Source organism: Proteiniclasticum ruminis DSM 24773 (assembly GCF_000701905.1).
GTDB lineage: Bacteria > Bacillota > Clostridia > Clostridiales > Clostridiaceae > Proteiniclasticum > Proteiniclasticum ruminis.
Genome location: NZ_JNKC01000004.1, coordinates 304,776 through 318,195 on the forward strand (window position 1 = coordinate 304,776; position 13,420 = coordinate 318,195).

At 44.2% G+C, this 13,420-nt stretch carries 12 protein-coding genes; all 12 read right to left on the minus strand.

The window, feature by feature from the left end; all coding sequences use genetic code 11:
* Window positions 1–42 precede the first annotated feature (42 nt).
* The 12 genes from T487_RS0106370 to T487_RS15390 all read right to left on the minus strand — a co-directional run bounded on the left by T487_RS0106370 (window position 43) and on the right by T487_RS15390 (window position 13,356).
* Window positions 43–1,275 (minus strand): DUF4317 domain-containing protein, encoded by a 1,233-nt coding sequence (locus T487_RS0106370; RefSeq protein WP_031575471.1) that lies wholly within the window; start codon window positions 1,273–1,275, stop codon window positions 43–45.
* Window positions 1,276–1,394: 119 nt separating this feature from the next.
* The gene (locus tag T487_RS0106375) at window positions 1,395–2,771 is read right to left on the minus strand and encodes an aminopeptidase (RefSeq protein ID WP_031575472.1); all 1,377 of its coding nucleotides are present in this window, start codon (window positions 2,769–2,771) and stop codon (window positions 1,395–1,397) included.
* A 133-nt stretch (window positions 2,772–2,904) separates the two neighbouring features.
* Window positions 2,905–3,120, minus strand: a complete 216-nt coding sequence (locus tag T487_RS0106380; RefSeq protein ID WP_207638298.1) for a CsbD family protein — start codon at window positions 3,118–3,120, stop codon at window positions 2,905–2,907.
* A gap of 157 nt (window positions 3,121–3,277) precedes the next feature.
* The gene (locus T487_RS0106385) at window positions 3,278–3,928 is read right to left on the minus strand and encodes an adenylate kinase (RefSeq protein ID WP_031575479.1); all 651 of its coding nucleotides are present in this window, start codon (window positions 3,926–3,928) and stop codon (window positions 3,278–3,280) included.
* An 82-nt stretch (window positions 3,929–4,010) separates the two neighbouring features.
* Complete coding sequence (locus tag T487_RS0106390) at window positions 4,011–4,847, minus strand: alpha/beta fold hydrolase (RefSeq protein ID WP_162178226.1); 837 nt, start codon at window positions 4,845–4,847, stop codon at window positions 4,011–4,013.
* Between the two features lie 162 nt (window positions 4,848–5,009).
* Window positions 5,010–5,693: a pyrimidine 5'-nucleotidase gene (yjjG, locus tag T487_RS0106395; protein WP_031575485.1), complete on the minus strand. Its 684-nt coding sequence runs from the start codon at window positions 5,691–5,693 to the stop codon at window positions 5,010–5,012.
* Between the two features lie 54 nt (window positions 5,694–5,747).
* Complete coding sequence (locus T487_RS0106400) at window positions 5,748–6,497, minus strand: hypothetical protein (protein ID WP_031575487.1); 750 nt, start codon at window positions 6,495–6,497, stop codon at window positions 5,748–5,750.
* A gap of 160 nt (window positions 6,498–6,657) precedes the next feature.
* A complete protein-coding gene (locus T487_RS15845) occupies window positions 6,658–8,133 on the minus strand; it encodes an ABC transporter permease subunit (protein WP_051651559.1) in 1,476 nt (491 codons plus the stop codon).
* Window positions 8,133–9,227 (minus strand): ABC transporter permease subunit, encoded by a 1,095-nt coding sequence (locus tag T487_RS0106410; RefSeq protein WP_031575492.1) that lies wholly within the window; start codon window positions 9,225–9,227, stop codon window positions 8,133–8,135. Before T487_RS0106410 ends, T487_RS15845 begins: the two co-directional genes overlap by 1 nt.
* Complete coding sequence (locus T487_RS0106415) at window positions 9,220–10,263, minus strand: ATP-binding cassette domain-containing protein (protein ID WP_242848024.1); 1,044 nt, start codon at window positions 10,261–10,263, stop codon at window positions 9,220–9,222. The genes T487_RS0106410 and T487_RS0106415 overlap by 8 nt, the downstream gene beginning before the upstream one ends.
* A 20-nt stretch (window positions 10,264–10,283) precedes the next feature.
* The gene (locus T487_RS0106420) at window positions 10,284–11,240 is read right to left on the minus strand and encodes an NAD(P)H-dependent glycerol-3-phosphate dehydrogenase (RefSeq protein WP_031575497.1); all 957 of its coding nucleotides are present in this window, start codon (window positions 11,238–11,240) and stop codon (window positions 10,284–10,286) included.
* A 169-nt stretch (window positions 11,241–11,409) separates the two neighbouring features.
* The gene (locus T487_RS15390; protein WP_162178227.1) at window positions 11,410–13,356 is read right to left on the minus strand and encodes an LTA synthase family protein; all 1,947 of its coding nucleotides are present in this window, start codon (window positions 13,354–13,356) and stop codon (window positions 11,410–11,412) included.
* Window positions 13,357–13,420 lie beyond the last annotated feature (64 nt).

Here is a 13,420-nt window from a genome sequence, read left to right on the forward strand (position 1 = left end):
TTTCTGATCTCTCTTTTTCTTGTTCTTTTCTACTATTGCCTCTTACAGGAAACGCTCTTTCTCTCCATTGATCATGGCCCCTTCATGATCCTCCAGAGGAATCACCAGGCACTTTTTCCCGTCAATGATCTCTTTTCGGATGGAAGAAATTTTCTCTTCCTTCACTTTCATCACCACAGGGAACTCCTCTTCCGGTGCTTCCACCTTGGCTTTTTCCAGTTCCTCTTTTAGAATGGTGACTTCTTTTCGCAGATGCTCTTCTTTTCTTCTCTGTTCCTTCTCTTTGAGCACCTTGGCATCCAATAGGCTTTCCGCAAGCGGCAGGTCCACCCCATAATAACTCTCATAGGATTTGGCAATCTCCTCGGTGAACTTATCAGGAACTCCACTGTCACGAAGTAGATCCTCCACCTCATCCTGGCGGAGTATCATAGGCTCCACATCAGCATCACTGTAGGTGTCCTTAAACTCCAGAAGCCTCCCATGAAGCTGATCCTGAATCTCCATGAACAGGGTTTCCGCATCCTCTTTTCCGTCCTCCAGGGTACCTTTCACCATGGCCTGGAAGGACTCTTTCTGAAGTGTTGCTGTTTCTTTCATCTTGCAGCCCAGGATCTCTTCCATGAACTCACTATGGGGATCCTTCGGATTCTTCGTATAGTACATCACCCGGTCAATGTCCTGGCTGCGGTCAATGAAGGCTGGATAGACAAATCCATGTTTTGGCATCTCCACCACCCAGTCCCGATGACGTGCTTTGATCTTATTCTCATCCTCCATATAGCTTAGGCCTGCATCAGATAATGAAACAGGACACACGGCACAGAGGACATATTCATAGACTTCTTCCGACTCATCCACCTTGAGATTGTCTTCTGTCTTGGTGATGACATCATAAACGTCATGGAAAAGAAGTATGATAAAGTTTCCAACATACTCATAGGTGTCAATGATTCTCTGATAGAGCTCATCCAGTACATCATCCTTCAGAAGTCTGCTCTTTTTGAGATTCATGTAGAACTCCTGATGTCCTTCTTCTTTCTTTTCCGAATCAAAACTGAGATCAAGAATATTGTTGCCGATGCTGCCACTCAAGACCTTTTTCGCAATCTCCAGATACTTATGAAATTCATCATCCTCAAGATTCAGGAAGGTCTCCCGGAACTTGGTGACAATGGCTTTCTCTCCATTAACATAACATCCTGCCATTTTGGTGAAGGTCGCCTGTTCTTTTTTATATCTTTTCTTGATTTCCAGTATGTCTTTTTTCTGCATTTTATTCTCCATTTCTTTCACTAAAAACTCATTTCTTCCTTCCCTAATTTAACACATCTAGAGGAAGATATCCAAGTGAAAAAGAAGCCCTTTTCACTTGGGCTTCTTTCATCCGATTGCTAGTTTTGCAGGAACGCGACATAACCTTTCTTGGTCTCATAGACATCTGCCTTACTGACCACTTCCCATGGTGCATGCATATTGAGCACTGCTACGCCGCAGTCTATGACTTCCATGCCATAATGAGCCAGGATATAGGCAATGGTGCCACCGCCGCCTACATCCACTTTTCCAAGCTCTGCAGTCTGGAACGATACGCTATTGTCCTCAAGGATTCTTCTCAGATCCGCCATATACTCTGGATTGGCATCATTGGATCCGCCTTTTCCACCTGATCCTGTAAACTTGTTGAAGACCATTCCCTTGGAAAGGAATGCGGAATTCTTCTTTTCAAAAGCCTGAGGATAGGTTGGATCATAGGCTGCGCTGACATCAGAAGAAAGCATTCTGGAATTTGCCAGAGTTCTTCTTAGTGTCAGATCCTTAAACTCTCCCATGGCTTCCAGAAGCTCCGCCACAGTATTTTCAAAGAATCTGGACTGCATACCTGTAGCGCCTACACTGCCGATTTCTTCTTTATCCACCAGCAGGGTGCAGGCGGTTCTTTCAACAGATTCCATCTCCAACATGGCAGCCAGTGAAGTGAACGCACAGACTCTGTCATCATGACCATAAGCCATGATCATGCTTCGGTCCAGTCCTGCTTCTCTTGCTTTTCCTGCAGGAACCACTTCCAGCTCCGCAGACAGGAAATCCTCTTCTATCATTCCATACTTGTCAGAAAGAAGTTTCAGAACTGCTTTCTTTACAGAATCCTTTTCTTCACCCTTCAGCGGTTTATTGCCGATGATGATATTAAGATCATCTCCTTCAATTACTTTTGCTGCCTTCTTTTCCAGCTGTTCTCTGGAAAGATGGATGAGAAGATCAGATATAAACACCACTGGATCCTCTTCCTCTTCTCCAACGACCACATCCATAATGCTCCCGTCCTTCTTCACCACCACACCATGGATGGCCAGAGGAATGGTTACCCACTGGTATTTCTTGATACCGCCATAGTAATGAGTGTCCAGATACGCAAAGTCTGAGTCCTCGTAAAGCGGATTCTGTTTTACGTCCAGTCTTGGTGAATCCACATGAGCTCCTAGAATATTCATCCCTTTTTCCATAGGCTGTGTTCCAATATGGAAAAGAGCAATGGCTTTCTTCATCAAGGTAGCATAGACTTTATCGCCTGCTTGTAGAGTTCTTCCTTCTGCAAGGACTTCGGAAAGGGACATATAGCCCTTCTCTCTCGCCATCTCCTCTGAAACCTTAACCACTTCTCTTTCTGTCTTACCCCGATCCAGATAGCTCATATACTCTTTGGAGAGATTCTCCAGAGCTTCTTCCTCTTTCCTATCATACTTCAGCCAGATATTTTTACGTTCCATATCAATTCCCCCTGATTTTTCATTCAGTTCTCATTATATCATGGGGGATTTTCGCATAAGCGATAAAGAAATACACTTTATTTATAAATCAGCACAAAAAAGAAAAGCTCCGAAGAGCTTTTCCACATTCTCACTATCTGTTCTTGTCATCGCGGTCCAGGATATCATTGATCTTATCTGAAACCTTATCTTTGGCTTCCTCGAAATCTTCCTTGAGGTCCGCCTTCTTCTGCTGAAGCTTTCCTTTCAGTTCCTGTGTATCATCATCGGTAGCTTCTCCAACAGCTTCGTTGTACTTACCTTTCAGTCTGTCCTTTTCGATATCAAATTTATCTTTCATATCTGGCATAACATAACCTCCTATGTTCTTTTATGCTATCATTGAAACTTCTTCCGGATGAAGTAGTACTGTAACCCCATGGTAACATAAAAAAGCAGCTGGATTCCACGATATCATCAGATATTAACAAAGTCTTTCCGTTTCATTCACTGAAGTCATGTTTTCCTCATACTTTGATCTGAAGCGCTTCCAGAACATCCTTTGTGACTTCATCAATCTCTTTGGTCCCATCGACTTTTCTCAGCAATCCTTTCAGTTCAAAAAAATGAACGAGAAGTTTTGTCTCCGACTCATACACCCGAAGCCTCTCCTCCACGGATTCTTTGGTATCGTCTTTTCTGACGATGAGAGGTCCACTGCAAAGATCACAGACTTCCTTCTTCTTCGGTGGATTGAACGTCAGATGGTAACTTGCACCGCAACTGCTGCAGACTCTTCTACCTTCCATACGCAGCAGAAGCTCCTCATGGGGGACATCGAAAAACACAACTGCATCCAGCATCTTATGAGAAGTCTCCAGATGGCTTAAAAGTGCTTCTCCCTGATGAAGAGTTCTTGGAAATCCATCCAGAAGATATCCTTCCCCAGCATCCTTTTCCTCCAGTCTCCTCTCCACAAGACCGATGGTCACCTCGTCTGGCACCAGAAGACCTTTATGTATGTATTCCTTTGCTTTAATGCCAAGTTCTGTTTCTTCACGGATATTCTTCATGAAAATATCTCCAGTGGAGATATGTGGTACAGAAAGAACTTTAGAAATGATTTTTGCCTGTGTGCCTTTTCCCGCACCAGGGGGACCCAAAAGAACAATACGCATACAGCACCTCCATCTATTCACGAACTATTCTGAATCTTTAACTTAAGCATACCACAGACAACAGTGAGAAAAAAGGATATCTTTATCGTTCAAAGTGCGCCAATAGAAAGGACAAAATCCTTTCATTGACTTCATCACTTTCTGTAAAACTCAACGCATGACTGGCATTTTTCCAGTACTCTATTTCAATGGACGGTACGACTCTTCTTCCATATTGGAAGGCTTTTTCCGCATCATGAAGAAGACTGTTCCCAGCCATCAGTGCCAGGACCGGAACCTTCAGCTTTCTGAGGTGTTTCTCCGGTATTCTTCTTGGCACTGGGGACCTGAACCGGAAATACTTAAGTCCCAAGGTGATGGATCTTCCTACTGTGTCTTTGAACGGAAAGTCTTTCCGGTTCAGAAGAAAGGGGATCATTTTGTCTTTACTGAAGCCCATTCTCACAAATTCCTTCACTGTATGGGTGGAGACTCCGGAAAAAACAAATACAGGATCCAGAAGGATGAGGCCTTCCGTCATTTCCGGGTAATACCTGGCAAAATTCACTGCATAATATCCCCCCATGGAAGAGCCCATGAGGATGGCGGAAGAAATTTCAAGCTTCACCAAAACTTCTTTCAGCCAAGCAGCATGATCTTTGTCTTTCCAGAGTGGTTTCTTCAGTCTGCTTCTTCCCGGTTCACCCAAAAGGTCTAGTGAATATACTGGGGCCCTCTCAGACAAGGGAAGAAGATTCGGCTGCCACATAATGGTGGATGCATAATGCCCATGGAGAAGAATAAGGGGCACCTTCCCCTCGCTCCCCTTACTGGCATAATAATATACCCGCACCATCCCAAAGGTGGTTTCCACATCATAAATGGTCCGGGCTCTTGGCAGGAACCTCATGGCTTTGTCATAGTGCACGAGAAATTCCATTCTCCGAGATTTTTTTGTGAAATCACTGATCAATAATGACCGAATGCCTTCCATACTCCTCATCCTTTCTATAAATCAAAGGAACGCCCAAGGCAGATGGACAATAAAACAACGAAGTCAGAACGCGATTAAAAAAACACCATTATAAAGCAGGCTCTCCTCCTACAAAAGATTCAGGATCTCATGAAGATGAGAAATCTCATAGGTGGGCACAATCTCTCCTTTGTTGTCTTTTCCTGAAGGATTGAACCAGCAGGTGTCAATGCCAAATCGTATGCCACCCAGAATATCCGATCCTAAACTGTCTCCCACCATAAGTACTCTTTCCTTTGGTGCATCACCAAGAAGATCCATGGTCAGTTCAAAAATTCTCTCATCAGGCTTAGAGACCTGAACCTCTTCAGAAATGACGATGGCTTCAAAATAATGGCTGAGAACCGATTGACTGATCCTCTTTCTCTGGACTTTTTTCAGTCCATTGGTGATGATGCCCATTTTGACTTTGCCGGAAAGTTTTTGAAGAAGCTCATGGGATTCATCATAGGGGAAAGAAGCCTCTGCAAGATGATCCGTGTAGCGCTCCGCAAAATCCGCTGCCTGAAACTCTCCACGAAGCGCCTCTTTCAGTCTCTGAAATCTCTCGATTTTGAGGACGCTTTGGGTGATTTTTCCTTCCTCAAATTCTTTCCATATTTTTGTGTTGATCTCATGATAAGTGTCAAAATAAACTGATGTATGCTCTTCCAGACCATAGTCCTTCAGTGTGCTGAGAAAAGCTTCCTTCTCAGACTTTTTAAAATCAAAAAGCGTATCATCTGCGTCAAATAAAAGAATGTCGTATTTCAAAATTTCAATTCCTCACTTTTCTAATAGTCTTTTTCTATTATATACCATTTTACTCTATTTCTCCGGAAGGCCCTGGGGTTTTTCAATGGTCTCCAGAGAGTTCACAGAAAGAATTTCCAAAGAAAACTCATTCTCTACAGACAGATCACGCACCAGATTCGTAAACTCCACTCGGACCTCCTTCAGCAGTTTTTCTTCCTTGTCAAAAACTGCCGAGATCCTGTAAGACTCGATGTTCCAGTCTTCTGTGTTCACACCATCCAGCTTCAATGTTTCTGATAGAATCTTTTTAAACTCTTCTGGTGAAAAAAAGTCCGTGGTATAGTAGGTGAGTTTTTCCTGATCCTCTTCCTCCTTTAGTGAGGAGAGAAACCGAAGTATGGGAAGAATCTCCGCTTTTGGCGAAAGTTCTGTGAGATTAGAGGGATTGAACGCATCCTCTGAAAGCATTGGAATGCCCTTTTGCCAAGGCAGAAATGCCAGATTGAATTTATGATAAATCTCTTTCTCTTCGGTATAAATATCCATAATCTTTTTAGACCCCAGAAAGGGAAGTTCAGTATACACTTCAATATAGGCCGCTTTCGGCGCAAAGGTCATGGCAGCAGTGCCATGGATGCCTAAATGGTTCTCTCCCAGTCCCATTCTGCTCTTATAAGCAATCTCCATGGACTGAACCTCTGAAAGAGCGCGATAGGTCCTGATGGCATAACTGTATCTGTGATCTGTATAAAATAATATTGTCAAAGCTGTGACTGCAACCAGTATGAGGCTTAGAAGGCCTATGATGATTTTTTTCCCCACAAAAGCTCACCTCTCCAGTTCTTTTCTTCAGTGTAGCACAGCCTTTCGAGCACTTTTCTAAATAATATCTTAAGTTTTTAAAGAGAAAAGAACACAACTTCGTATCCTCACTTAATTATGCTTGAAAAAAAGAGCCTGCATGCAGACTCTTTCGCTTATTCTATGCTTTTTCAAGTGCAGGATCTGAAGCTGGTGGTGTGGGGGGCGCTTCGATCTTTGGTTTGACCTTCCCCTTCCAGGCATGCATGGCCAAAGATACAGCGATTACGCCGTAGGCCACAAACACACGGAAGTATTCACCCAGCTGAGCATTGTTGAAGAGTTCTTTTCCCGCCTGGGGTGCCACAATAAACAGTGTGTGGAACAGAATCACACCCAAGATGGCCTGTTTGTTCGTCGCCTTCTGTACAGAGGCACCGCCCACAAGAAGAGCGGCAATGGCAAACTGTCCTACCTGAGTATGGGCTCCATAAGTGGAGAAGGTACCGATGTTCTGAAGATAGATGAGCTGTCCCCAACAGGCAAGAACCGTCGAGATCACCATGGCGATGATTCTCGTTCTGTCCACATTGATACCAGCAGCATTGGCCACCACTCTGCTCTGCCCTACGGTTCTCATATTCTGTCCAAGTCTAGTCCTCAGCAGCATATTGTTGAAAATACATAGAAGCACAATGGCAAAATAGGTGGTCACAGGAATCTGGACATAAAGGAGTATTTTCTCAATGGGTTTCACATAAGTCAGTGCATAGGTGATGCCTAAAACAATCAGCATCGCCACAGGCTCCTTGAAGTTAAAACTTTCTTTCTTTGAAATGAACTTTGCGTCTACCATCTTGTAGAGCTGCAAGATGGCTAAGGCAATCACCCCTATGGTGATGCCATCCAGAAGCAGGAGCCTGTCCGTAGAGAGGAATTTTTCCACAGATGGCACAAAGGTCAGTCCGTAGATCCCAAGAACTGCAGCCAGGGTCAGGATGTCTTTCAGTAACGGTGCACCTGTCTTCTTCACTTTATTGAATATCATCTTGATGAGAAGCAGCGCCACAGAGACAAAAAACAGAATTTCGATAAGCTTCAGCATGGATACTGTATCCAGGGAATACTTAAGGTTCCCTGTGAGGTCAATGGTATTTTTTACACCGATTCCACCTGAAATAATGAGGCTCGGATTATCCACCGGAATGATCCCACCAATGACATAAAGGAAAAAGAGCTGATAGAGACCATCGGCAAAAAAGCCCAGAACCATACCTGCAATCATTTCGGCACCCTTCATCTTGTTGAAAAGTTTACCTACCAGATAACCAAAGAGTATGGCCACAGGTGTTGCCATAAGAAGACTGATGATAAAGCCTTCAATCCCTTTGAAGCCCCAGTACACCACCCAGAATACAGCAATCTGCGCTGCAATGGCACCAATGGTGATACCAAAGTTCAGACCCATACCCGCCAGGACAGGAATGAGAAGCGCCAGTACCATAAATCCATTACGGCCGATTCTTGTGAACAGCTCCCCCGCAACGAAGGTCAATGGATTCTTTGAGGCGATGATGGCACCGATACATAAAAGTACAAAGAGGAGAACTACCTTGTTTTCATTGAGAAAGTGCATCACTTTATTCTTCATGGTCATTATTTGGCACCTCCCTTGGTCTTCGACAGTGCATAGAGAATGATTCCATTGGAAATGATGATTCGGATGACATCCGACAGATTTCCTTCTGGAAGAATCTTATTGGCCACAGGAAGTGCTACTGCAAGAATTCCCTGAAAAAGGAATGCTCCGATGAGCACATGAGAGATTTTTGCTCTCTTGATGCTGGCTCCCCCGATAAGCACCGCTGCAACGGAATGGAATCCCATCATTAGAGGTGCATTGTAAAGCTGCAGAAACCCATAGCTTTGAGCATAAATGATGATCCCCACCGCTGCCAGTGCTGTAGATATTGCGGTTCCAAGAATCCTCATCTTGTTCACGTTGATGCCAGATGCTTTTGTAAACTGCTCATTGGCACCAGCAGCGCTCATGGCCATACCTGCTTTACTTCGCATAAACAGCCATACCAGGAAGCACGAGAACAGGAAGAAAAGAATCAGTCCTGTTGGAATATAAAGGCCGAACTTGTCGTCTCCAGGCGTCACGTAGAACGCGCCGTCTTTGATGCCAAGGCTGAAATCCAGAATGTTATTGAACACGTGACCAAAGCTGCTGGAAAGACTGATGGTGTTTCTCATGCCTTGTCCACCCAGAGGCCAGATCAGATCTCCATTTTTATAGGGAAGAGAAAGCCATACCATATTCATAAAGGCAATGACAGAGAATCCCACATAGGTGGATACAGTCATTTCAGAGCCCTTCACACGGTTGAGAAGAAGTCCGTAACCAATGCCAAAGAGGCTGCCAAGAGCTATGGCGATGGACAGTGCCAGGAATATACTAAGAAACGGATTACCGACACCAATTTCAATGGTAAAGGTGGCACCAATGAGTCCGGCCACAATACCTAGAGAAATACCAAAATTCAGTCCAATCCCAGACTGAACCGCAGGCACCATGGCAAGGACCAGAATGCCATACATGGCCCAACGCCTTATGGCGTCGCCCAGAAGGCTCTGCACATTAAGCCCCAGTGGCAGGGCAATGATCAGCATAAAAAGAAAGAAACTGATGATGATGATTCTTGGAAGACCGATGTTGTCGTAGATCTTATGCAGTTTTTCACGCATGTTTCGCACCTTCTTTCCTGGATCCTGCCATGGCAAGACCAAACTCCGCATCTTTGTCATCGGGCTTCAGAATGGTCACGATTTTACCGTCTGAAACAATGGCGATACGGTCACATAAAGACCTGAGCTCCACAAGTTCAGAACTGACCATCATGATGGTGATGCCCTTTTCACGATTGAGCCTCATAAGATACTCCAGCACCAGTTTTTTTGCCCCAATATCAATACCTCTTGTGGGTTCAGATACAATGAGAAGCTTTGGTGACATGGTCAGCGCTCTGGCTAGACAAACTTTCTGCTGGTTTCCACCAGATAGCGCCCCCACAGGCTGCTTGGGTCCAGTACAACGGATGTCGAGAAGCTTGATCATATCCTTGGCATGTTCTCTTGCTTTTTTCTGATCAAAAAGTTTCAGTGGTCCGATCTTCATCAGGAAATTCTCTTTTACCTGCATGGCAGAGAATGCGATGTTTTCCTCAATGGACTCTTCCAGTAAAAGACCCACTCCCCTGCGGTCTTCAGAAACACAGGCAATCCCATGTTCAAGGGCATTGCCAAGCTTATCCAGCTCCAGTGCCTCTCCAAAAAAGGTCACAGCGCCTTCGGTCTCATATAGCCCCATGATACCGTTGGGAATACCGATTTTCCCCTGGCCAGCCAGGCCTCCTATGCCAAAAATCTCGCCTTCTATGACATCAAGGTCAATCCCTCTTACCATCTCTCCTGGCATAATCACATGAAAGTCTTTTAAAGACAGAGCGATGTTCTTGGAATTCACTTCTCTCTTTTCATCCTCAAGGCTATCCACGAGTTTTACCACTTTACGGCCAATCATAAGCTCCGCAATCTCCACTACATTGGAGTCCTTCACTTCTCTTCTTGCAACAAATTCGCCATCTCTAAGCACCGTCAGGCTGTCTGCCACGGCCATGACTTCATCCAGTCTATGGGTGATAAAAATAATAGCAATGCCCTTGCTGGCGATGAGTTTCATGACAGGCAAAAAAAACTGTGGTGAAACCAATTCAGGCTTCACCACAGTACTCTTTCAAAGGGCTAAAATTCTTCTTTTAGGCTTCTCACAAACAATCTGTTGAGACTTTTTTTCGGATCTTTTCCTTCAAAGAGAACATCATAAACCGCACTGCAGATGGGCAGATCCACATGGTATGTCTTTGAAAGCTTCATAATAGCCTTCACCGTGTAGTATCCTTCTGCAAGAGATTCATAGTTCTCTTTCTTTACAAAGAGCTCACCGAACATTCTATTATGGCTGTATTTCGAAAACACTGTAGCCTCATAATCTCCAAGATGACAGAGTCCATAAGCAGAGATGGCATTTCCGCCCATGGCTTCCATGAGTCTTGAAATTTCTCTGGTTCCTCTGGACATCAGTGCCCCTTTTAACGAGGACAATCCAAGTCCGTCCAGCATGCCAGCTGCAATACCAATGATATTCTTCGTTGCGCCTCCGATCTCATTGCCGATGAGATCATTTCCGTAGTAGAACCGGATCAGGTCTGAGGAGAAGGCTTGGATCAGCAGATCTTTTGTCTCTTCTTCCTTGGCGTCAATGACCATGCAGTTTGGAATTCCTCGATAAAACTCCTGTACATGACCTGGCCCCAGCCATACCGCCGTCCGGGATCCGTCATCCGTAAACTCTTCCATCACTTCTGTCAGTCTTTTTCCGGTGGAAATTTCCATCCCCTTCATACACAGCACATAGGTCTTATTCTTCAGCTCATAGGCTGAAAGCTCTTCCATAAGGTTCCTCAGTCCCTGGGCATTCACAGAAATGATCACGACCTCCGCTTCTCTTGTTTTACTTAAATCTGTTGTCAGTGTCATTGATTCGGGCAGCGTCAGAAGTCCATTCTCACGGGTTTCCAGAAATCTAGCCATATTTCTGGAGCTCTCTCTTCCATAAAGGGACACTTCATGCCCTTTACGGTCCAAATACCACGCAATAAAAGAACCCCATCTGCCACACCCTAAAACTGTTATCTTCATCGTTTCTCTCCAATCTCTTCAATGAATCTATTTTAGGTGAACAAACAGTTGTCCATCTCCTATATTATAGAAAGGCTCTCCTGAATCTACAAAGAAAATTGAAATTCTTCAAGGATTCTTAAGACAAAAATACCTGCAGCGCCTTCAGATGCTACAGGTATTCTATCTTCTATTTGCCTAAAACTTTTCCATAATAATCCGTATCGAGGATCATAGCTGAGTAGTAAAACTGTCTTTCAATCTCAGAAGAAACCGCTTTCCTATATGTTTCTTTTTCATCCTCCGTCATGGTGACCCCTGGATTCACAGTGAACACACCTTTGGTTGCATTGTATCTGCCCACATCTGTGATAAAGCTTCTGTCGTTGAAGATGACCTTTGGAGGGGCATCCGAAAGCATATCCACCCCCATAAGAAGCCTTGAGTCAAAATCTGTGTTCATAAGATTGGAAATGGTCGGAATGATATCAAGACTGGAAACTGGTCTATCAATGGTCACAGGCTCCATTCCCTTTGCATACAGAATAAAGCTCGATTTATAAAGCTCAAAGTTCTCTTCTACCGTATGACCTGCCAGTTCATCGATATCCGCTTTCTCAAGACCATAAGGATAATGGTCTGCGCTCATGGCGATAAGAGTCTTATCTGCCACCCCATACTCTTCCAGTTTCGCAAGAAGATGTTCCAGAGCTTTATCCAGCTCTATCTGTGTAGCCATATAGGCCTTTCCCCCTACCCCATAAGGAAGTTGGGATACCAGGTCTCTATTTTTGAACGCAATGTAGTTTCCATTGAAATCATAGCGCATATGTCCGGAGACAGTCATGTAGTACGCATGGAACGGCTCATCCTTCATATACTCATCCGTGGTCAGCTCCATCATCTCAAGATCTGACTCCGGCCATGTCTTTCTCACATTAAGGCCATTGCCCAGGCCCTTATACTCATATCCCAGGTTTGGATGGGAGATGTCTCTTTCATAATAGTCGAAGGTATGGTTGTGGTAGGCCATGGTTTTATAACCCAAGGGTTTCAGCTGATTTCCCATGGCATATGGCATGGAAATGGACCCAGACTTAAACATGCTCCACACACCGGATTTTGGAATCAGCCCTGTGGTGGCCACATACTCGCCATCCGAGGTACTGACGCCCCAAATGGGATTATAGAAGTTCGTGAACCGGAATCCTTCATTGGCAAGCTTATACAGTGTAGGGGTCAGTTCTTTGTCTATAGAATAATGAGAATAGGCTTCTGCCGTAATCAGAATGAGATTGTACCCTTCAAACATACCGGTATACTCATTTTCTTTCGTCGGAGTTCTCTCACTGAAGTATATATGCATATTCTTGAGATTCTCATTGGCTTCTTCTACGATGAGCTTTTCAAAATCAATATCTGCCACTTGTTCTTCATACACTGGAGCAGGCTCTTCCTCCGTGCCTTCCTGAACAGGACTCTCAGGCTCTTCCGCCACATCCGGAATCTCCACTTTTGGTGGCGGTGGTGCCAGCACCTGCTCAAATCCAAAAATAGTTCTTTGAAGATCCAGTCTCATGCTGGTCAGAAGTCCCAGCTTATTGACACTGGCTACAGGATAATTGTTTCTATAATAAAGGTCATAGGCAGAGTTCACATCCTGATTTCCTAAATTGATGCCAAGGAGGGCAGAACCGAAAAAGAGAATCATCAGAACGCCTATGAACCCTCTTTCGAACCAGGTATGCTGATATCTTGTTTTTAGATTCTTGCCTTTTACACTGAGAAGAATATACCCGAGGAGCGGAACAAAAAGAAGCAGTAAGCCCAATGCATTTTTACCCATGGCAAAAAGAATGTCATTGATGAATTCCAGCACCTGTCCTCCGTTCTTCGCGGAAAAAACCGTATAGAATGTCTTGAAAATCTTATAGTAAATAAGCTGAGAAGCAAAAAGCAGTGTCATGAATCCCAGGAAAAACCCTAAGAACACTTTCTTTGCTTTCTTCGGCAGAAATGTGCTGAGAAGATAAAAAAGAAACACCAGTGCACTGGATAAAAGAAGCGAATAAAAAATACCTTCATTAAAAAACCCGGATTCTGTCTGGGTTCTTAAGAACAGTTCAAAAATAATCACCGAGACCCATAAATAGATTAGAACCTGGATTCCTTCAAAGTGGTGTGTCTTCCTTCTAGATGTC

Bases quoted from the DNA above. Each gene is read 5' to 3' on its own strand.
- T487_RS0106370 (WP_031575471.1), bottom strand. From the start codon at position 1,275: ATGCAGAAAAAAGACATACTGGAAATCAAGAAAAGATATAAAAAAGAA.
- T487_RS0106375 (WP_031575472.1), bottom strand. From the start codon at position 2,771: ATGGAACGTAAAAATATCTGGCTGAAGTATGATAGGAAAGAGGAAGAA.
- T487_RS0106380 (WP_207638298.1), bottom strand. From the start codon at position 3,120: ATGCCAGATATGAAAGATAAATTTGATATCGAAAAGGACAGACTGAAA.
- T487_RS0106385 (WP_031575479.1), bottom strand. From the start codon at position 3,928: ATGCGTATTGTTCTTTTGGGTCCCCCTGGTGCGGGAAAAGGCACACAG.
- T487_RS0106390 (WP_162178226.1), bottom strand. From the start codon at position 4,847: ATGGAATTTCTCGTGCACTATGACAAAGCCATGAGGTTCCTGCCAAGA.
- T487_RS15845 (WP_051651559.1), bottom strand. From the start codon at position 8,133: ATGACCATGAAGAATAAAGTGATGCACTTTCTCAATGAAAACAAGGTA.
- T487_RS0106410 (WP_031575492.1), bottom strand. From the start codon at position 9,227: ATGCGTGAAAAACTGCATAAGATCTACGACAACATCGGTCTTCCAAGA.
- T487_RS0106420 (WP_031575497.1), bottom strand. From the start codon at position 11,240: ATGAAGATAACAGTTTTAGGGTGTGGCAGATGGGGTTCTTTTATTGCG.